Source organism: Colwellia sp. PAMC 20917 (assembly GCF_001767295.1).
Classification (GTDB): domain Bacteria; phylum Pseudomonadota; class Gammaproteobacteria; order Enterobacterales; family Alteromonadaceae; genus Colwellia_A.
On record NZ_CP014944.1, the window covers coordinates 3,992,866 to 4,013,368 of the forward strand.

19 protein-coding genes are annotated in these 20,503 nt (G+C 37.0%); 13 read left to right on the forward strand and 6 right to left on the reverse strand.

What is annotated here, in order from left to right; translation table 11 throughout:
- Nucleotides 1-286 precede the first annotated feature (286 nt).
- The 9 genes from A3Q34_RS17095 to A3Q34_RS17135 all read left to right on the forward strand — a co-directional run bounded on the left by A3Q34_RS17095 (nucleotide 287) and on the right by A3Q34_RS17135 (nucleotide 8,221).
- Nucleotides 287-946, forward strand: coding sequence for a methylamine utilization protein (locus A3Q34_RS17095; protein ID WP_070376439.1), 660 nt, complete (start codon nucleotides 287-289; stop codon nucleotides 944-946).
- The gene (locus tag A3Q34_RS17100; RefSeq protein ID WP_070376440.1) at nucleotides 936-3,263 is read left to right on the forward strand and encodes a bifunctional diguanylate cyclase/phosphodiesterase; all 2,328 of its coding nucleotides are present in this window, start codon (nucleotides 936-938) and stop codon (nucleotides 3,261-3,263) included. The genes A3Q34_RS17095 and A3Q34_RS17100 overlap by 11 nt, the downstream gene beginning before the upstream one ends.
- Nucleotides 3,247-4,068: a DUF3034 family protein gene (locus tag A3Q34_RS17105; RefSeq protein WP_197517611.1), complete on the forward strand. Its 822-nt coding sequence runs from the start codon at nucleotides 3,247-3,249 to the stop codon at nucleotides 4,066-4,068. Before A3Q34_RS17100 ends, A3Q34_RS17105 begins: the two co-directional genes overlap by 17 nt.
- The gene (locus A3Q34_RS17110; protein WP_157471022.1) at nucleotides 4,068-4,505 is read left to right on the forward strand and encodes a group I truncated hemoglobin; all 438 of its coding nucleotides are present in this window, start codon (nucleotides 4,068-4,070) and stop codon (nucleotides 4,503-4,505) included. Before A3Q34_RS17105 ends, A3Q34_RS17110 begins: the two co-directional genes overlap by 1 nt.
- A gap of 204 nt (nucleotides 4,506-4,709) precedes the next feature.
- Nucleotides 4,710-4,982 (forward strand): DnaJ domain-containing protein, encoded by a 273-nt coding sequence (locus A3Q34_RS17115; protein WP_070376442.1) that lies wholly within the window; start codon nucleotides 4,710-4,712, stop codon nucleotides 4,980-4,982.
- A gap of 21 nt (nucleotides 4,983-5,003) precedes the next feature.
- Nucleotides 5,004-5,468: a hypothetical protein gene (locus tag A3Q34_RS17120; protein WP_070376443.1), complete on the forward strand. Its 465-nt coding sequence runs from the start codon at nucleotides 5,004-5,006 to the stop codon at nucleotides 5,466-5,468.
- Between the two features lie 88 nt (nucleotides 5,469-5,556).
- The gene (locus tag A3Q34_RS17125) at nucleotides 5,557-6,204 is read left to right on the forward strand and encodes a hypothetical protein (RefSeq protein ID WP_070376444.1); all 648 of its coding nucleotides are present in this window, start codon (nucleotides 5,557-5,559) and stop codon (nucleotides 6,202-6,204) included.
- A gap of 63 nt (nucleotides 6,205-6,267) precedes the next feature.
- Entirely contained in the window at nucleotides 6,268-7,188 is a 921-nt protein-coding gene (locus A3Q34_RS17130) for a hypothetical protein (RefSeq protein ID WP_070376445.1), read from the forward strand.
- Between the two features lie 310 nt (nucleotides 7,189-7,498).
- Nucleotides 7,499-8,221, forward strand: coding sequence for a hypothetical protein (locus A3Q34_RS17135; RefSeq protein WP_070376446.1), 723 nt, complete (start codon nucleotides 7,499-7,501; stop codon nucleotides 8,219-8,221).
- A gap of 89 nt (nucleotides 8,222-8,310) precedes the next feature.
- Here the strand turns inward: A3Q34_RS17135 and A3Q34_RS17140 are convergent, their stop codons facing one another.
- Nucleotides 8,311-10,152 (reverse strand): M2 family metallopeptidase, encoded by a 1,842-nt coding sequence (locus tag A3Q34_RS17140; RefSeq protein WP_070376447.1) that lies wholly within the window; start codon nucleotides 10,150-10,152, stop codon nucleotides 8,311-8,313.
- Between the two features lie 419 nt (nucleotides 10,153-10,571).
- Nucleotides 10,572-10,745, reverse strand: a complete 174-nt coding sequence (locus A3Q34_RS20595; protein ID WP_157471024.1) for a hypothetical protein — start codon at nucleotides 10,743-10,745, stop codon at nucleotides 10,572-10,574.
- Nucleotides 10,746-10,894: 149 nt separating this feature from the next.
- On the opposite strand from A3Q34_RS20595, the gene A3Q34_RS17145 reads away from it, so the two are divergent.
- The 3 genes from A3Q34_RS17145 (at nucleotide 10,895) to A3Q34_RS17155 (ending at nucleotide 14,112) form a co-directional block, all read left to right on the forward strand.
- Nucleotides 10,895-11,515, forward strand: a complete 621-nt coding sequence (locus A3Q34_RS17145; protein ID WP_070376448.1) for a TetR/AcrR family transcriptional regulator — start codon at nucleotides 10,895-10,897, stop codon at nucleotides 11,513-11,515.
- 161 nt (nucleotides 11,516-11,676) lie between these two features.
- Nucleotides 11,677-12,690: a beta-N-acetylhexosaminidase gene (gene nagZ, locus A3Q34_RS17150; RefSeq protein ID WP_070376449.1), complete on the forward strand. Its 1,014-nt coding sequence runs from the start codon at nucleotides 11,677-11,679 to the stop codon at nucleotides 12,688-12,690.
- 45 nt (nucleotides 12,691-12,735) lie between these two features.
- Nucleotides 12,736-14,112, forward strand: a complete 1,377-nt coding sequence (locus A3Q34_RS17155; RefSeq protein WP_070376450.1) for an SLC13 family permease — start codon at nucleotides 12,736-12,738, stop codon at nucleotides 14,110-14,112.
- A gap of 93 nt (nucleotides 14,113-14,205) precedes the next feature.
- Here A3Q34_RS17155 and A3Q34_RS17160 read toward each other — a convergent pair whose 3' ends face one another.
- The 3 genes from A3Q34_RS17160 to nhaB all read right to left on the reverse strand — a co-directional run bounded on the left by A3Q34_RS17160 (nucleotide 14,206) and on the right by nhaB (nucleotide 17,400).
- Complete coding sequence (locus A3Q34_RS17160) at nucleotides 14,206-14,922, reverse strand: ZIP family metal transporter (RefSeq protein ID WP_070376451.1); 717 nt, start codon at nucleotides 14,920-14,922, stop codon at nucleotides 14,206-14,208.
- Between the two features lie 157 nt (nucleotides 14,923-15,079).
- Entirely contained in the window at nucleotides 15,080-15,598 is a 519-nt protein-coding gene (dsbB, locus tag A3Q34_RS17165; protein ID WP_070376452.1) for a disulfide bond formation protein DsbB, read from the reverse strand.
- A gap of 227 nt (nucleotides 15,599-15,825) precedes the next feature.
- Nucleotides 15,826-17,400 (reverse strand): sodium/proton antiporter NhaB, encoded by a 1,575-nt coding sequence (nhaB, locus tag A3Q34_RS17170; RefSeq protein ID WP_070376453.1) that lies wholly within the window; start codon nucleotides 17,398-17,400, stop codon nucleotides 15,826-15,828.
- An 819-nt stretch (nucleotides 17,401-18,219) separates the two neighbouring features.
- Between nhaB and fadR the strand changes: the two genes are divergently transcribed.
- On the forward strand, nucleotides 18,220-18,930 hold the full coding sequence (fadR, locus tag A3Q34_RS17175; protein ID WP_070376454.1) for a fatty acid metabolism transcriptional regulator FadR: 711 nt from the start codon (nucleotides 18,220-18,222) through the stop codon (nucleotides 18,928-18,930).
- 59 nt (nucleotides 18,931-18,989) lie between these two features.
- On the opposite strand, the gene A3Q34_RS17180 is transcribed toward fadR, so the two are convergent.
- Nucleotides 18,990-20,483, reverse strand: coding sequence for a SpoVR family protein (locus A3Q34_RS17180; protein WP_070376455.1), 1,494 nt, complete (start codon nucleotides 20,481-20,483; stop codon nucleotides 18,990-18,992).
- Nucleotides 20,484-20,503: the final 20 nt, after the last annotated feature.

Below are 20,503 nucleotides of genomic sequence, written 5' to 3' on the forward strand. Positions count from 1 at the left end.
ATTCCCCAAGTGATCCCCTAATGCTCTTTTGGTTATATTTATACTTGTACAAAGGATATTATTCACTTTTACAGCGACTCATTAAACTGATGGCAACGATTCTTTTTACTGAGGCTTAATAAGTAAAGCGCTAAGTCTTTTAACAGTACCACTATCGTTAAGTATAAGTTATCACAACGTTAACAGGAGGGGTGGGGTAACTTATTACCTTAATAAAATTAGACTCTTGTCATATGTACAGGTATGATTTAAACACGAAAAAAAATCATTTAAGGTCATCATAATAATGTTTACGTTTCGATTGTTTATGGTTATATCTTTCTGTTCAGTAGTCTTCCTTGAAACTGCTTTTAGCCAAACACTTATAAAAATTGTTGATCAAAATAACGATCCTCTGCCCAATGCTGTGATTGAATATGGCATACCTCAACCCGTTATAAATAAATCAATCGATGATCGTATCTATGTGATGGATCAAATAAACAAACAATTTTCCCCTCATGTTTTAGTTGTGCCGGTTAATAGTCAGGTTAGCTTTCCCAATAAAGATGATATTAGACATCATGTTTATTCTTTTTCGCTAGCTAAAACATTTGAATTAAAATTGTATTCAGGTAAACCTAAAAGCCCGGTTCGTTTCGAAGATAAAGGTCTTGTCGTTATGGGCTGCAATATCCATGATGCTATGGTCGGCTATATTTATGTTTCCGATGAAAATAATACCTACTTAAGTGATGCCAACGGAGAAGTCTTGTTAACACAACCATTAGCGTTAAATACCCAGTTAAAAATTTGGCATCCCAATAGCACGGTTGGTTTAACAAAACATACCCTGTTAACCGTTGATCAAAAGATGATTGATAACAATGAAATTTTTATCACCATAAGCGTAAATGCACCTCAAGCAAGAGGCAGTTTTGAAGAGTTAGCTTTTTATGAACACTAGGTTTAGTTTTAAAGCACAGATTACTTGGCTATTAACCAGTTTAATTTTATTAACCGTGATTATTTTAACGGGCAGTAATTGGTTTAGGTTTGCTGATTATGCCGAAAAGCAAATCGAACGCCAAATGTATTTTGCTCAAAACGTACTCGACCAAACATTAAGGTCGCAAGAGCGAGTGTTAACGACTAGCGCCAGTGTTTTAGCCGCCGATTTTGGTTTTAAACAAGCGGTAGCGACTCGCGACAAAAATACTGTGGAGGGTGTTCTACTCAATCACGGTAAACGTATTAATGCTGATTTGATGTTGATTCTAGACTTAGAAGGTAAGTTATCGACGACCAGTTCATTACACTCATTCGATGCAAAAACAATTGAAGCAAATATAACTAAGCTTCCTTTTAGGGAGGTTCATGCTCAAATTCTGAGTATCGAAAATAAAGTTTATCAAGTTATTGTTGTCCCGGTTAAGGCGCCAAGAGTTATTGCTTATACCGTGATTGGCTTTGAATTTGACCATGTTGCACTATTAAAGCTGAAAGACCTCATTGCTTTAGATTTAACCTTAGTGCAAAACAATCAACTGATTGAGTCAAGTATTGAACGTAAAGACATTATAAAAAAATTGTTACAAGGCACTAAACAACAGTCGCCGAACTTACTGCTAACACGAGCAGATTACTTCCACAAAACCATCAGTTTTGCTGGTTCTAAAGATATAAAAGCAACCTTGTCTGCGCCTTTGACAAAAATTCAAAGTGATTTCAATCGTCTGATTCTCTCTATGTTGATAATTGCGGTGATTGTCATCGTTATTGCTATCACCTTATCTCGCCTGTTATCACGAGGCTTGTCTACGCCGTTACATATTTTAATGGAAGTCACACAAAAAATTAGCCGCGGTGAATTAAATGTGCCTAAATTGGCCAACCGTTTGCCGGTTGAATTTAGCGAACTTTATCAAGGGTTTTCAGTGATGGGCGCGGCTATTGAGAGTCGTGAGCAGTCAATTATTTATCAGGCAGAGCGCGATATATTAACTGGCTTATATAATCGCCATAAAACATTAACGAAAGTAGCGGACTACTTTAATAAAGATATTCATTTAGTGGTGATTACTTTTAATATTAAAGCCTTTAAAGCACTTAATGACACCATAGGATTGACTAATGGTGATAATATTTTAAAAGAAATTGCTGCCCGTATTTTAGTCTATATTGAAAAATCAAATCATAACTCAGCGCACGATATTATTGCTGCACGCACTAATTCAGACGAATTCTTGTTGGCTGTTCCTATAAAGAAAACCGATGAAATAAAACATTTTATCGAGTTACTGCAGAGTGAACTTAATCGTCCTTTTTGGCTTGATGACATTAAAATTAATTTATCACTTTATTTTGGCGTCGCCAACTCTATTGAGCATGGTGTTGATGCGGAGCGATTGATCAGGCGATCAACCATGGCAGTTGCTTCGGCTTATCAAGAACAGGTCTTATTGAGATTTTATAAAGATGGAGAAGACGAGGCTTACCTTTATAAGTTGCGTTTAATAGAAGAGTTAAAAGAGGCGCTTGAGTGTGAAGTAAGTCCACTTTTCATGAATTATCAGCCAAAATTAAATATGAATACCGGTAAAATTGATAAACTTGAAGCGTTAATTCGTTGGATAAATAAAGAAGGCAACTTTGTAAATCCAGAATTGTTTATTGATTTAGCTGAAAAGGCCGGTTTGATTGTATCCTTAACACGATGGGTCATTCTACAAGTTATTCAACAAACTGAACAATGGAATAAGATGGGTTACCATTTTAAGGTCGCCATTAACTTATCCGCACAAGACATTCAAAATGAACAGTTTGTTGATTATTTACTTAACACAGTAAATAATCATGAGGTGTTAACATCGCAAATCACCTTGGAATTAACAGAGAGAGATATTGCTGAAAACGAAGCAGTAGTCGTAGCGCGTTTATCTCACCTTAAATCACTAGGTTTTCTGATTTCAGTCGACGATTATGGTATTGGTCAATCTTCATTAGCTAAGTTAAAAAGTTTACCTGTCGATGAATTGAAAATTGATAAAACCTTCATTTTAAAGTTAGAGCAATGCCAGAAAGATCAAGATATTGTTGCGTCAACTATTTCTCTTGGTCATAAACTTGGGCTGAGTGTGGTCGCTGAAGGTGTTGAAAACAAAGAAAGCTTAATGTTATTAAATGATTTTCAGTGTGACTATGCACAAGGTTACTATTTATCAAGACCTGTTAGCGCTGAAAAATTTATAGAATGGTATAAAACTTATGAATCGCCTCTTTAGCCTTATATTACTCCTTTTACCTATGATGAGCTTTGCTAATGGTAAAATATTAGCAACCCCTGGTGTTTCTCAAGTCGAGGGCTCAGGAGGCGGAGGTCTAGTGCCTTGGGCGCAATTAGCGGGTTATGCAACGGAAGATGAAATAGCCTTTTCTGCCTTTTGTTCGCAGGCTAACGTGAAAGACTTTCAATTAAATAGCTGCGGTGGCCAAATTAATTTTTATGACCGTGTAGAGTTTTCATTTGCTAAGCAAAATTTTCAGGTCGACCCATTATCATTAACCTTATCTCAAGATATTTTAGGTCTGAAAGTTCGTTTGTACGGTGACTTGGTTTATAGCACTTGGCCACAATTATCAGTAGGTATACAGCACAAATCACTAACAACTGCCGATGTAGCTTTTTCATTAGGTGCGAAAGATGACACAGGTACCGATATTTATTTAGCAGCGAGCAAACTTCATTTAGGTTTGTTGGCCGGTTATAACGTGTTATGGAATGCCACTGCTCGTTACACAAAAGCAAATGAAATGGGGTTACTCGGTTTTAGTGGCCCAAAAGGTAATGGTGCATTACAAACTGAAATGTCAGTAGCTGTATTAATAAATAAACACTTGGCTGTTGGCACTGAATATCGGCATAAACCTGATAATTTAGGTCTTGGAGAAGACGACTGGCAAGATGTTTTTGTTGCTTGGTTTCCAAACAAACATTTCAACGTTACTCTCGCCTATCTTAATTTAGGCACTATAGCTGCATTAGCCGATCAAAAGGGTTGGTATTTATCTTTGTCGGGATCTTATTAATGATTAAATATGTTCACAGTTTTTTTATTGTCCTAGTCCTGCAACTTTGCCTTGGCTGTAGTAGTAAAAATTTAGTACCAAGTGATGAGCTTTATCAAGATATTGGTGGTCATCAAGGGATAGAACTACTTGTTGATGCTTTTGTAAAAAGAATTGTCAAGGATAAAGTAATACTGCCTTATTTTGCCAAATCGAGCGTCAGACATTTCAAGCAGGGTTTTATCAACCACTTATGTGGTGTGGTTAATGGTCCCTGTAAGTATAATGGCGATAGCATGATTGATATTCATACCGGTATGAATATCAATGAAGCTGATTTTAATCGTGTGGTGGAGTTGTTAATAGAGGCGATGGAAGATGTTGATATCTCTTATCAGTCCCAAAATAAAATATTGGTTAAATTAGCTGTTCTGAGACCAGAGATAATAAAAATGTAAAGTCGGCAACGGTTTCTATCTGTTGCCTAAGTTAGCCCTAACAACATTATTTGCGTTTAGTTTTAACCGATTACCTCTATACCTTAATATAAACGAAAAATAAGCAAACATAATGATGTTAATTATGTAATAGCGAAGGTAAAATTGCGCCAATTGTGTCAACAGTCATTTTTATGTTGTCTTGCTAAAGGTAGTTGAAGTTTTATGGATTATTTTGAACAGTTAGGCGTGAGTAGGGTGTCAACCACCATCGAGATTAAAAAAGCTTATCGAAAACTTGCCAATAAATATCACCCAGATAGAAATGATAATGTTGAAGCCAAAGAAAAGTTTCAACTTATTCAAAAAGCATACGATGTTATTTCTGATCCAAAAAAACGGTCATTATATTTAAAAAGTAACTATACGGTAATAACCGATCCGCGAGAAATTGCTGATTCTTTTTGGCAAAGTGCTTTTAATCAAGCGCAGAATTAGCCTTTTTACTAGGAGATTTGTATGCAATCCCAAACTAATTTACCCGAATATTTAACGGATGATTTCTCTATGTATTTAGAGAATATGAATTCATTATCAGATCCAGAAAATCCTGATCTATTATCAAATTATTTATCAAACTTGTTTGAACAATTAAAGCAAATGCCTTTATTATTTAATGGCATGGTTGATCAGTTGGCGATGGCTATCTCAACTAAGGTAAGAATCGATAGTAAAAATTTATCGACAATCGAGCTTAACGATGAACCAGAGTGGGCTGACGTTAAGCCTTTTGTTGGCGTTCATGCTGATGCTCGAGCATGTATTACTGAAATAATGGCGCATGCTGAAGACGACTTGAAAAAAGCTGTTTTGCTGATTCATTTTTATAATGGTTATGATGCAACGCCGTTAAAAGCCGAAGAAGATGATTACGCTCAAGTCGATGATGACGATGAATCTAATGATTATGATGAGAACTACTAAGCTTAATCAATAAGAGTGTAATTAAGTTTAACTCACCATTAAATATCCGAAATAATTGACAAATAAATATAAGTTTTAAGGAATCAACTTGACAAAAAATGCATTAATTCTAGCTAGCGATATTATAGAACAAGCACAACACAGTGGTAGACGTGCAGGCACTTCATTAGAGGCGATTGCCTCTGAGCACGGTGACGAAAAAATGCTTGCCGTGTTAACCGAGATGGATATTTTAACGGTTGCAAAAATTGTCAGAGAGCACGATGCCACCATTCCCTCTATTGCCACATGGTTAATGGATGCTGAGTCAATAAAACAACTCTTAAATGTTGAACCATCCTATTGGCAAAATATTGATGAAGACCACGTCTTTTGTGCACAAACAGAAGCGCATAGTTTGTTAACGCAAATATTTCTTTCTTCTGATGATGAAGAAAAACAACGAGAAGTATTAACGGCGATAGTTGAAGACGACTTTGGTCTTTTATACTTGTCTTTACCCTTCATTGGCCATGATTTTTCAGAAATTGAAGAAGATGAAGAGCAAACCTCTGGTAGTATTGAAGAATTATTAATGAAAATAAAATCCTTAAGCGAAGAAGCTTATCGTGAAGTAATGACGGTTAGTACCAATGGCACACTCGATAATATAGAGAATGCATTAAAGCAAAATGCAAATAAACAAAGAGTGACTGCTGTAGAAATGGATACCGACGATATGTTTGCGCCTCTTTAACGCTAAACTGCCGCTGTATTTATTTAGCTTATAATAACCGCTTTAATTGATTGGAATTCATCAATGAACATTGCAGAGTTAAGAAATTATCCGTTTTTACTTTTAGTATTAAGAGACGGCGAAAGTGAAGGTTTTTTTACGCCTGAATTTATGCATAAAACCAAGCAACAGTTATCTGATATGTCTTTGAGAATAGCGTCTGATAATCTATCAATAATTTATGCTGATCAAATTAAAAAAGGCTGTGAAATTGTTCTAGGAATGAGCAATTTAGGTTTGTTAGACCTTTGTGATAACGACACAGATAAGGCAAAAGAAATTTTAAAAAGCCAAGGTGTTGTTTATTGCTTTCGGGCAGGCTGGGCAAAGTATGCTCAATTAAAAACAATATCCCCTTCATACTTCGAAGAAATATCTATTCGCCGTTACGCTTTAGCCATCAATGATACAACTGATATCAGAGTAATGCATACAGCGTTAGTTAATGAAGGGTATAAAAGTGCCAAGTTATTACAAGTTTATAAAAGCATTGCCACAGATTATTGTGCAACCAGTTTACTTGTTGACGATGATGAAGAGGTATTGTTGTTTGAATTACAAAAATTTCTAAACACCGCCATTGCCTTATTACTTATTGATAGTGATAAAAAAGTTTTTACTACAAGTTTGTACGAGCAGTTGAATACTTACCTGACCAAAACAGATAAACAGGCCTTACTGACTAAAGTCGATACTTGTATTGCCAGTTTTACTGAACAATTATCAGTTTTAACTAAAGGTTACCTGCAAGATATAAAGTTATTAACGTTCACTGAACTTAAGGGCATTATTGATCAACAGGAAAATCTCTCTATATATATTCAGGAGATATTAGAACTGCCTATCACTGTTGCTAATGAGCTCAATGGCGACTTTGACGGTGGCTATGACTTTCATGCTGACGATGAAGATGATTTGGCTTATTTAAGACCCGAAGGGCAATAATAAAAGTATTAACCAATACTTAAAAGTAAGCGATAACTTGTTAAATAACCGTACACTAGTGCGGTTATTTCTTTGTGATAACTCAACTCCAGATAAAATGTTCAATGCTATTCATTATTAGCGCTTTTTTTAGTTTTTGTTAATACAATTAAACCTTCCCTTTATTAAGTTTAGACCTGTCGGTTGAAATATTACTTTCTGTGTTGATAAAATATATCTAAGGCAATTACTTGTACAGATTGGTTGACGTAAAGTTTAGGTTTAAGCTACCTTACCCATCATATTATTATTTTTGGATAAAGGGTTATGGATGAATAGAATAAAGAGGCGTTTTTTACCTGTTGTTTGTTGGGTTGCTGGTAGTGTAATAGTGAGTGCTTGTTCTTCTTTACCTGTTTATCAGAACTTGTCTAGTGACGCGATAGTGGTTAATGCTAAAAAAAACAGCCCTGAGTTAGCCGATGAATTTACAGTAGACATAGGTGATAACTTATTAACTAAAGTGTCAGGTAGCTACTTAGAAAAAAAAACGCAGTCTGTTAGTTTACTTACTCATATTAAATTTATTTACGATGAACACCCAGGATTAAGCAAAGGAAAAACCACCTTATTAGGCATGAGTCGCTCAGGGGGCAATGCCGCTTGTTTTAATGACGCTGAATATGACGATGGTTTGGTTAAATTTTGTTTATTTGATGAAAACAAAGATGGTTATTTTGAATTGGGAACTTTTGCTGGCGATGAAAGTGTTGCTTTAAATATCCCTTATAATATTTTTAGTGATAACAGTAAGACCCCTGAGAAAGGCTATTTCAGAAAAACACTCTCTTATAAAGGATTATCAAACGGTAAAATTAACTTTAACTATGCTGAATACTCAGCAAACATGGCTAAAGCGACTTTTAGCCAAGATTTTTCTATAGAAAATAAACAAGGTGCGCATATCCTATTTAATTTTAAAGGCGCTGAAATTAAAATTAAGCAAGCGACGTTGTTAAATGTTACCTATGAAGTCATCCAATACTTTAAGTAATCATTTTAGTTCTCATCTTTCCCAATAAAAAAGCCTGATAAGTCAATTATCAGGCTTTGTCATAAAAAAATTATAAAGGCATTAAAAGCTTAGAAACCACATTGCTTGCCTTTGTTCTTCTCTTTTAACCAGACTTGTAAAGGAGCAAAGTAATCGAGTACTGCGGTTGCGTCCATTTGCTTACTGCCAGTCAACACTTTATAAGCTTCTTGCCAAGGCTGACTAGAGCCCATTTCTAACATGGTATTAAGTGCTTTACCGGCAGCCTTAGAGTTGTAAATTGAACAGCGATGAATGGCATCGGTATTACCTGATATTTCACAAAGCGCTTTATGAAACTCAAACTGTTGAATATGCGCTAAGAAATATCGACTGTAAGGTACGCCACCAGGCACATGGTATTTCGCACCGGGGTCAAATGCATCAACTTCACGAGCTACGGGTGCAGCAATGCCTTGATACTTTTGACGTAACTCCCACCAAGCTGTATTGTAATTCTCTGGTGTAATTTCTCCTGAATAGACTTTCCAACGCCATTGATCAACCATTAAGCCAAAGGGAATAAAGGCTATTTTCTCTAACGCCATTTTCATTAATAAACCAATATCTTTTGATTCGTCAGGGATAGTGTCGATTAAGCCAATTTCTTTCAAGTATTTAGGTGTTACTGAAAGTGCAATGGTGTCACCAATCGCTTCATGAAAACCATCGTTGGCACTATTTTGAAAATAAACGGGTTGATCTTGGTAAGCGCGCTGATAGAAATTATGACCAAGTTCGTGGTGAATAACGTTGAACTCTTCGCCGGTTTTTTGAATACACATTTTAATGCGAATATCATCTTTTGCATCAAGATCCCAAGCGGAAGCATGACAAACAACATCGCGGTCTGCTGGTTTAGTAAATAAGGATCGCGTCCAGAATGTTTCGGGTAATGCTTCAAAACCTAAAGATGTAAAAAAGGTTTCAGCCCCTGCAACCATTTTAATTTCGTCATAGTTATTTGTAGCTAACTGCTCGGTAACATCATAACCTGGATCTGCATTCTCAGGAGCCACTAACTCATAGATATTTCCCCATGATTGTGCCCACATATTACCCAACAAATGAGCGGGAATAGGTTGGTCTTGTGCTACCTTGTCTTCTCCATAGGTTTTGCCTAGTTCACTGCGAACATAGCAATGAAGGTCATCGTACAAGGGCTTTACTTGTCCCCATAAACGGTCAAGCTCTTTAGCGAAATCGTCAGCAGGCATATCGTAGTTTGAACGCCACATGGCGCCTAAGTCTTTGTAGCCTAGCCCTTGTGCACCCTCATTGCCTAATTCAGATTGACGAACAAATAAAGGTTTCATCTCTGGACTAATTGTTCGCCAGCCTTGCCACATTTCTAGCAATTCGTCGTAATCACGTGATGTTGCCATCGTCGAAGTCATTTCACCCAAACTTAATGTTTTTCCAGCTTGGGTCGTGTATGTTCCTTTACCGTACATGCCGCCAAGTTCAGAGCCAATTTTTGCCAGTTCAGCTGACTTTTCAGAATCTTGTGGCGCAGGCATAACTAAGCTTTGCTTTAAGGTATTTAATTTTCTACGTTGAGTCTCTGTAACATCGACATCGTCAAATTTAGCTGCTGCCATAGCGAAACGAACGCCAGCTTCTGTCGATTTTTGGTTTGCTGCCGCTGATAGGGCAGCGGTATCATCGGTAATAAAATTTGAATAAATCCATTCGGCGCGGCTCCCCTCAATACCCAGAGCGATTAATTCTTTTTCGGTAGCGTTAAGAAATACATTCGCATCTTTTGCCGTTAATGCTGGAGCTACTTGCGTTTGTGCTTGTTGAGTTTGTGTAGCATTTTCACCATTACATGCAGTAAGTGAGGCCAATACACACAAGGCTACGCTTGTTTGTTTGAATAGTTTTATCATAAAAGTCTTATATTTTTATTATTAATAGATAATGAGTCGCCAGTATATAAAATTGTCTAGTCCGCTTAAAGCTTTGACCGCAAAAACTGATCAAACTTTTACAATACTCTGTGATTAAGTAGATTTGACTCATTATCTTACTAGATAACTAACGGGCAAATGTCTACGCGGTCAACGCTAAATAAAAGTTGGGATTAAAGATCACCTATGTAGATTAAATCAGATAAGCAAATAGGGGATTATCAAAGTATCTAAACGTTTTAGTTTTTTCGATAAAAAAGCACCAAACGCTTTTACGTTTAATGCTTTTTTATCACCATATGATGCGCTTTACTTTCAGTGTGTAAACTTAACCTAGCGAATGTGACTAAAGTTAAATTAGGCTTATAAAGGTAGAATTTAATGCTAGGGTTTAACTTTTATTCATGGGCTGAACTGACCGCCATCTCTAGTACATTGTTTGCTTCAACATTCGCTTCAATAAAACGTAAAGATCTACATTGCGGCTGTTGCGAATATACTAACGTTTGCTCTGCATTGTGAACGCCGCGATATTCATCTGGCTGTGAATAGGTTAATAGAGAAGGAGTCACACCAAAATTAAAGTTATCTCATTGAATTTAAATGGAAATAGATTGACCTGTATATTCATTGTTGCGTTATTTCAAACGCTTGTTTAAACTAGGCTTAATTAATGATGAATATTTTCATTTAGGGCGCAGGTAAGAGGTACCGTTGGCACATGAGTACAAAAAACAAAATTTTAGATGCAGCAGAAAAATTATTCGCGACGCAAGGTTTTAATGGTACATCGTTAAGAGAAATCACTAGCCAAGCAGAAGTTAATCTAGCCGCGGTAAATTACCATTTTGGCTCTAAAAAAGAGTTAATAAAATCAGTAATGTCTCGTTATATGAACGAGCTTTCACCCCGTTTAGAATTATCGCTAGTGAATATATGCGAACAAGATGATTTAACCTTACTTGAAGTGTTTTCAGCTTTTATTGAACCCTTGTTATCATTAAATGAATTTAAAGAAAATGGTACCAGTAATTTTTTACAATTATTAGGACGAGGTTATAGTGATAGCCAAGGCTTTTTACGCTGGTTCTTAACGACACAATACCCAGGCGTTATTAATAACTTTGTTAAAGCGGTGCAAAAAGCTTATCCAGAGCTTACTGCTGAAGAAATGTTTTGGCGTTTGCACTTTACTATGGGCACAGTGGTTTTCACCATGTCTTCGAGTGATGCTTTAATTGATATCGCTAAAAGTGATTTTGATCGTAATATGGACATTGCCGGCGTGATTAAACAAGTTATCCCTTATGTCGCCGCAGGTGTTGCTGCTCCTTTACTTTAATCTGACTCTTTTATCATTTTGACATGATATATTCGTGATACTTCAATCTGTCAGCGATAATTTTCAGGTATCACCGTTATATATCAATATCAGCCTTTGTAATTACTATTGATTTAGGTAAAGTAGCAACATCAAAAACTTATCATCTTCAAAGTGTGTATATGGGTCCTATTATGCTAGATGTGCTTGGCACATCTTTAACGGCAGAAGACAAAGAGCTTCTGCAACATCCTCTTGTTGGCGGGTTAATTTTATTTACTCGTAATTATGAATCCCCTGAACAAATTGCTGAATTAACTGCTGATATCCGCCGTGCCGCTAAAAAGCCATTGATTATTGCCGTTGACCATGAAGGTGGTCGAGTTCAGCGATTTCGTGATGGCTTCTCTCTTATTCCGGCAATGGGTAAAATTTGGCACTTTGCCGAAGAAAGTATTAGTGTGGCGCAAGAACTGGCTAAACAAAGTGCAATATTAATGGCATTAGAAGTTCAAGCCGTCGGTATTGATATCAGTTTTGCACCTATTCTTGATATTAACGATATTAGTGCTGTTATTGGCGATAGAGCTTTTCATAAAAATCCAGAAATTGTTTGTCAACTCGCTAGTGCTTTTGTCGATGGCTTACATTTGGTTGGTATGAAAGCTACGGGTAAGCATTTTCCTGGTCATGGCAGTGTTGAAGCTGATTCTCACCTTGCTTTACCTATTGACTCTCGTTCACGTGATGAAATATTCGCTGTTGATATGTTACCTTTTAAAACGTTAATTAATAGCAATAAGGTTGATGCATTAATGCCTGCCCACGTTATTTTCCCTGACGTTGACCGCGAAGCTGTCGGTTTTTCTCCTTACTGGCTCAAAGATATTTTGCGTAAGCAACTTGGTTTTAGTGGCGTTATTTTCAGTGATGATTTATCGATGGAAGGTGCTGCATGTGTTGGTGGTTATGTTGAACGTGCTGAAGCTGCTCAACAAGCAGGTTGCGACATGCTATTACTGTGTAATAACCGAGATAGTTGTATAGATGTCATTGACCATGCCAATATCACTATTGATGAAAAAAGTAATCAGCGCTTATTACGTTTATTGAAAACGTCTACGAGTGGGCTCAGTGAGTTAAAGGCGAATACTCATTGGCAACATGCTCGACAAGCATTAGCCGAATACTTATAAAATAATCTTATCGTCCTCTTAAAAATAATAAAAATAGAGAGTTAAATGAAGCTAACTAAACAAAGTTTTATTGTCTTAGCACCCGCGCTAGCCTTTGGTTTTTACTTTTTGCTACTTTGGCTAGGCTTAGCAGAAAAGCCCGCAACAGCCGCGGCAATAACATTACTCACCGTTATTTGGTGGGTTAGTGAAGCTATACCCATTCCTGCTACATCTTTAGTCCCTTTTGCTTTGCTGCCACTACTGGGGGTTGTTGATCATAAAACAGTAGCTTCATCATTAGGTAGTCACGTTATTTTATTGTTAATGGGGGCATTTATGCTCTCTAAAGCGATAGAGAAAAGTGGAGCACACCATAGACTTGCTGTTTATATGGTTAAGTTAGTCGGCGTTTCAAGTGGGCGGCGATTAGTCTTTGGTTTTATGTTAGCGTCTGCGTTATTAAGTATGTGGATTTCAAATACCGCAACGACGTTAATTATGCTGCCGATTGCATTAGCTATACTTACTCATATAGATAACAAAGAACTTAAAGTCGCTTTAATTTTAGGTATTGCCTATGCTGCGTCGGTTGGCGGTATTGGTACCCCGATTGGTACGCCACCCAATGTTATTTTTATGGGCATATATGAAGAAAATACGGGCCGAGAATTTGGATTTTTATCATGGATGAAAATAGGCGTTCCGATAGTGTTAATCGCTTTACCTATTATGGCATTCTGGTTAACAAGAAATGTAAAACTCGACCATGAAATAAAGTTACCCGCGCAAGGCGAATGGCGAAGTGAAGAAAAAAGAACGCTTTGGGTTTTTGGCCTTACGGCACTCGCATGGATCACTCGCTCAGAGCCCTTTGGTGGTTGGAGTGACCTATTAAATGTTCAAATTGCGGGTGACAGTACCGTCGCTTTATTCGCCGTGGTGTTAATGTTTTTAATCCCTAATGGTAAAGGCTCGCGCCTGCTTGATTGGGACACGGCTAAATCAATACCCTGGGGGATGTTGTTGTTATTTGCTGGCGGTATTGCCATTGCTAAAGGTTTTGTTGAATCAGGTTTAAGCCAGATACTAGGCGATTGGCTGTCTTCGTTGGCTAATTTACCGGTAATTTTGATGATACTGACAATTTGTTTAGTGGTTACTTACCTCACAGAAATTACCAGTAACACCGCGACAGCAACTTTGCTTATGCCTATTTTGGCTGTAGTTGCCACCTCTGCTGGTTACGATCCCATGGTATTAATGGTGCCCGCTGCTATGAGCGCGAGTTGCGCTTTTATGCTGCCTGTTGCTACTGCGCCTAATGCAATTGCTTATGGTACCGGTGAACTTGAAATTAAAGATATGGTGAAAGAAGGGGCAATATTAAGTTTTATCTTGTCTTGTTTAATAGCAATGGTTTGCTATTTATTTTTGTTATAACAAAAATAAGGGGCTAAAGTTTAGCCCCTTTATCTTCATTACCTAGCATAAATGTAATGGCAAATTATTATTCTATTATAACGCCATTATGATTTATGTTGCTGTTAACATTAGCCCCAACATGCCCAGAGTAAAGCCTAACACAGCGCCCATTGGTGGAGCCCAATGATTTTCTAATTTTACTTGTGGTGCCAAATCTTGAAATATTGAATAAAGAATTCCGCCAGAAGCGAAAAGCATAACCGCGCCGATAATTTTGGGGGACTCAGATAGCCATAAATAGCCAGAAACTGCTGCGATAGGCCCAAGTATTGCCATTAAAGCAAATACCATGATAATTTTTTGGGGTTTATAAGTTGAAGAAGCGCTTAACTCACGATAAGCGCTAAACCCTTCAGGTAAGTTTTGTAAGGCAATTAAACCAGCTAGCAAATATGCACTACTACTTCCTGTTGCGAATGCTGCGCCAAGTGCGATTGATTCTGGAATGAAATCAGCAAGCATTGCGGCTAGTTGACTAGCAGGTGTATCTATTTTTTTAAGATAAATATCTAGTGCCATAAAGCTAAGCCCACCAGCAATAAACCCAATGCATGCGGGTAATATATCAAGGCTCTCTATACCTTCAGGTACTAAAACTAAGGCAACTGCTGACAACAGCGCTCCGCCACCAAAAGCCATAACACTATGTCTGAGCTCTTGTTCAAGCCAGTCATTGCCAATTTTTTCGAAGTAGGCAAGGGCAGCACCTAGTGGCATAGCCAAACCGGCAAGAAATGTTGATACGATAACAGTGAGTAATACAGACATGATTTTATCACTTAAGCAGCAATGGCCCCATTGTGAGGCTATTGTTTAATATAATGAGAGTAGTTAGGTTATTTTAGGCCAGTAAAGGCCTTATAAACTGACTATTCTGTTCTGTGACCCTTCATTAAAGCAGCGATTAAATCGACATTTTAAATGATCATAGGGATTTTTTATTGATCAGTTGAGCTAATAGAATAACCACTAGCACAGCAGTAAAACCACCAAAAACAACAATCATCATTTGTGGCATCGTATAGCCGAAGAATTGCCAATTAATATCACCACAATCTCCCGTCGCTTCAAACAAAGAAGGTAACCATTCGTGTAAGGGGGCCCAGCTTGGAAAGTTAGGTACAAACTCACAACTATAGAGAAATGATAATGTAGCTGATTGAATTTCAACGTGCTCAATGGCAATCAATAACCCCCATATAGCGCCAACACCCCAGAGTGTAAATGCGACTGAGCGTAAGACAATATTTTTATTGCCCATGCTACCAACTATGCCAGCAAAGAATATTCCCCATAATGCTGTTCTTTGGTAAATACACATAATGCAAGGAGCTAATCCCATTACGTATTGAAAATAAAGAGCTGATAATTCTAATGCAAAAACGGTTAGGCTAAGTAATTGCCAAGCGCGAGTGTTTACCGATAAATCACTTAAAAATTTCAAAATTTTTCCTTAATCATGTTCAATGTTGTTATTTTAGATTGTCATCTAGTTAACTATAGGCTTGGTCACATATTGACACTCAAATTGATGTGATCGTGACATTAGCGTGATAGTTGCTAGTACTTATTTTTGTTTGGTACAAAATGATTTTCATCATTAGCATCAATAAAGCGCCAAAAGGGCGCTTTATTGATAAAAGTTAACAGTAAAACTACTAGATGTTAACTTTAGTGCTCTTGTGAAGAAGAAGCCCCACCTTTAGCCGTGTGATGCTGAATTAACCCCGAGTCATAAAAATCTTGTGTCGATTGCTCCAAATGACCTGAAGAAATAGCAAGTAAACCAACAATGGTCAATACGATAGTATAAGGGAAAGCCATAATAACCATACGGCCATATGACAATCTAACTAAGGGAGCAAGCGCTGAAGTTAATAGGAATAAAAACGCAGCTTGACCATTTGGCGTAGCAACACTTGGCAAGTTAGTGCCTGTGTTAATAGCAACCGCAAGTAAATCAAATTGGTCACGGTTTATTATCCCTGAAGAAAGTGCTTTTTCAATTTCAGTAATGTATACCGTGCCAACAAATACGTTGTCACTGACCATAGATAATAGGCCATTAGCTAAATAAAACATGACTAATTGCATGTTACCTTCAAAAGTTAATACCCAAGTGATGACCGGCGTAAATAATTGTTGGTCAACAATAACGGCAACGATGGACAAAAACACCGCTAATAGCGCGGTAAAAGGTAATGCTTCTTCAAAGGCATGGCCAATTTGATGTTCTTCAGTTACACCGGTAAAAACGGTTGCAAGTATAATAACGGATAAACCAATTAAGCCAACGGGCGCTAAATGTAATGCTAAACCAACAATCAACCAAACGGCAATTAACCCTTGCACGACTAATTTTACATTATCACTTTTATTGCGTTTTTTACTTTCTTCAATGTCGAAGTCACGTAATATTTGATAAACATTTTCTGGCAGGGCAAAACCATAACCAAACCATTTGAACTTCTCTAATAAAGCACATGTGATTAAACCGGAAACAAATACAGGAATAGTAACGGGCGACATCCGAAGGGTGAATTCAATGAAATCCCAACCGGCTTGCTGACCAATAATCAAATTTTGTGGTTCGCCCACGATAGTACAGACACCACCTAAAGCTGTACCAACACCCGCGTGCATTAATAGATTACGTAAATACCCTCTAAAGCTTTGTAAATCGCTTTTTATGTCATCATCATCGGGATTGTCATGGGGATGGTCTTCACCTATAGACGCAGCTTTATGATAGACAGAATAAAAACCTAGGCCAACGCTGATAATTACCGCAATGACGGTTAGTGCATCTAAAAAGGCTGATAAAAATGCCCCTGAAAAACAAAATAATAATGACACCACTATTTTTGAACGGATCTTAGTAACTATTTTCGTGAACAAAAAGAGCAACAAACTCTTCATAAAATATATTCCAGCAACCATAAAAATCAGCAGCAGAATTACTTCGAAGTTAATCATTAATTCATGTTTTACATGAGCCGGTGAAGTCATACCTATGGCAATAGCTTCAATCGCTAATAAACCGCCGGGTTGCAGCGGGTAACATTTTAATGCCATTGCTAAAGTGAATATAAACTCTATGACTAATGCCCAACCTGCAACATAGGGGTCAACATAGAAAAAGAGGATAGGGTTAATCACTAAGAATGAAATAATTGCCAGCTTGTACCACTCTGGCGAGTTGCCAAGAAAGTTTTTATAAAATGCACTCATAAAGGATTGTTGCATAATTGGCCTGTTTGTTTTAAGAATATGGCGATTTGTGCCTCGCCTTGAGTGGAACTTTTTTTTATTATATTAGTAAAAAATGCATAGTAGTTTAAGTGCCATTGAAAAGCTTGTAAATAATCTATCTTTATATTGCGTAATCGTGCCCTTTTCTTCTGAGAATATCAGGCATGGGCCCTTTATATTATTCAATAACTTAGCAGCAGTGATATTTATTGAATTACCGTTTTGCTTGAAATGCTTCGACTCTGCAGTATTAAATTAAATATTGCCTTTACAAATACACTCTCTAGCCCTGCGTTAAACACCATCGATTGAGCTATAAATTCACAATGAGTATGCTAATTATAGATTTGTCGTACAACTTCGCGGAATATAGCATGTTGATATTGCAAAATTATTGAGTTAGTCGATGTTTATGCATAATAAGTACTGTAATAAGCGAAAAATTTCACTAGGGGGTGTTTTCGTGACTTAATTCATCGCTTCTTATCTGGCATTAGCTTTAAATATTAATAGTTTTTAGACACTAGTTCAGTATTGAATTAAAAATTAAATAGTAAATTGCATTTTGACTTACTGACTTTATCTACAAATGAAACTATTTATTATTCCTAAATTATAGGCTTATCTCTCTACAGCCGATAATAAATAAGGTTTAGCTCTGTTGTCTTTCACAAAACATAGCGTGAGGTTGCCACTAAAAAGCCACATAAGTGATCGAAGTTAACAGTAACGTCGAATTTATCCGCTTGTGCCAAATAGATGTTCTGGTACAATCAGTTAAAATTTTAAGATTAAGATATTGTGTGGAGCAGTATGGTTATCAAAGCACATAGCCCAGCAGGGTTTGCAGAGCAATATATTGTTGAGTCTATTTGGAACGGTGGTTTCCCCCCCGGTTCTATACTTCCGGCTGAACGAGAGTTATCTGAACTCATTGGCGTTACGCGTACAACATTACGTGAAGTTTTACAGCGCTTAGCACGAGATGGCTGGTTGACTATTAAGCACGGTAAACCCACCAAAGTGAATAACTTTTGGGAAACCTCTAGTTTAAATATTCTTGAAACATTGGCTCAACTTGATCAAGAAGGCATACCTGATCTGGTTGACAATTTAATGTCAGCTCGGACAAATATCAGTGCCATTTACATTCGTGGCGCGATTAAAAACAATCCTGAAAAGGCTATTGAGCTCATTAAAGCTTATGAAGACGTTGAAGATAACGGTGAAGCCTTTGCTGAATTTGATTACCGATTAAATAAAGAGTTAGTGGTCGCTTCTGGAAACTCTATATATCTACTGATTTTAAATGGTTTTAGAGGCTTGTACTCTCGTTTAGGGACTTTATATTTTGCGCATCCTAAAGGTCGTGAAATTTCTCGTGACTATTATAAAAAATTAATTGAACTAGCCAGCGAAAATAAATTTGATGAATCGATATTTGCCGTACGTAAATATGGTATCGAGTCAGGGAAACTTTGGCTAGAACTTAAAGATGACGTATTAAAAGAGTTATCAGAATAAATTATCTATAGTAATTAAAGGCAAGGGTTAACTTGCCTTTAATTATCTTCATTGCTCTCTCATTCTGGATATTGTGCAATAACTTCTTCATCCCCCTCTTCATTGTTCTGTACTAACCGCACGTTAAATTGCCATAAGGTATATAAATGTTTCATCACTTCATCTTTTGAATCGTCTAGCGGAACATTTTGGTGTGGTGTATATTTCAATGTTAGCGATCGGTCACCATCAACATCAGCATTTGTTACTTGAATATTAACCTCTAGATTACTCAAATTATACTGTTCAGATAACGCGCTTCTTACTTTTTTGTAGCCACTTTCATTGTGAATAGCCGCCACGTCAATAAAATTTTCTTTTTCATCATCGTGTAAATAAAACAACTTGAAATCGCGCATTAGTTTTGGTGATAAATACTGACTAATGAAGCTTTCATCTTTGAAATTTTCCATGGCAAAATGTAAAGTATCTAACCAATTACTGTTGGCTATTTCTGGAAACCATCGTTTATCTTCTTCTGTTGGGTGTTCACATATTCTTCTAATATCTATAAACATATTAAAGCCTAACGCATAAGGATTAATACCCGAATAATGAGGACTGTTGTAATTGGGTTGAGCGACAACATTGGTATGGTTATGTAAAAATTCCATCATGAACTTATCGGTGACTAAGCCTTCATCATATAAATGGTTTAACAGTGTGTAATGCCAAAAGCAGGCCCAGCCCTCGTTCATGACTTGTGTTTGTTTTTGTGGATAAAAGTATTGCGAGATTTTTCGAACAATGCGTACAATTTCTCTTTGCCATGGTTTTAGTAACGGCGCATATTTTTCAATGAAATATAAAATATTTTCTTGCGGTTCATTTGGGAATGTTGGTTTCTTATCCTTAGCATCATCTTTGTTTTTGGGTAATGTTCGCCACAATGTATTCACCTGCGATTGTAAATATGCTTCACGGTCCTTTTGACGTTGCAACTCTTCCTCTAATGATATCTTTTGTGGACGTTTATAGCGGTCAACACCGTGATTCATTAATGCATGACAAGCATCTAAGCATGATTCAACCTCACTAATGCCAAATTTTTGTTCACATTCGCTAATGTAGTTTTTAGCAAACAATAAGTAGTCAATGATTGAGCTCGCATCAGTCCAAGTTTGGAATAAATAATTACCTTTAAAAAAAGAATTATGTCCGTAACAAGCATGTGCCATAACGAGTGCTTGCATGGTCATAGAATTCTCTTCCATTAAATATGAAATACAAGGGTCAGAATTGATAACAATTTCGTAGGCTAAGCCCATTTGACCACGTTTATAGTTTTGCTCTGTTTGAATAAATTTTTTACCAAATGTCCAATGGTTATATCCAATAGGCATCCCAACACTAGCGTATGCATCCATCATTTGCTCTGCGGTGATCACTTCAATTTGGTTGGTGTAAGTAGCCAATCGATAATGCTTTGCAACCCGTGCAATTTCAGTTTGATATTGATCAAGTAAGTCAAAATTCCAGTCACATTGGTCACTTAAGGGTTTACGTTTGTCCATTATTTGCCTCCTTTGCCATT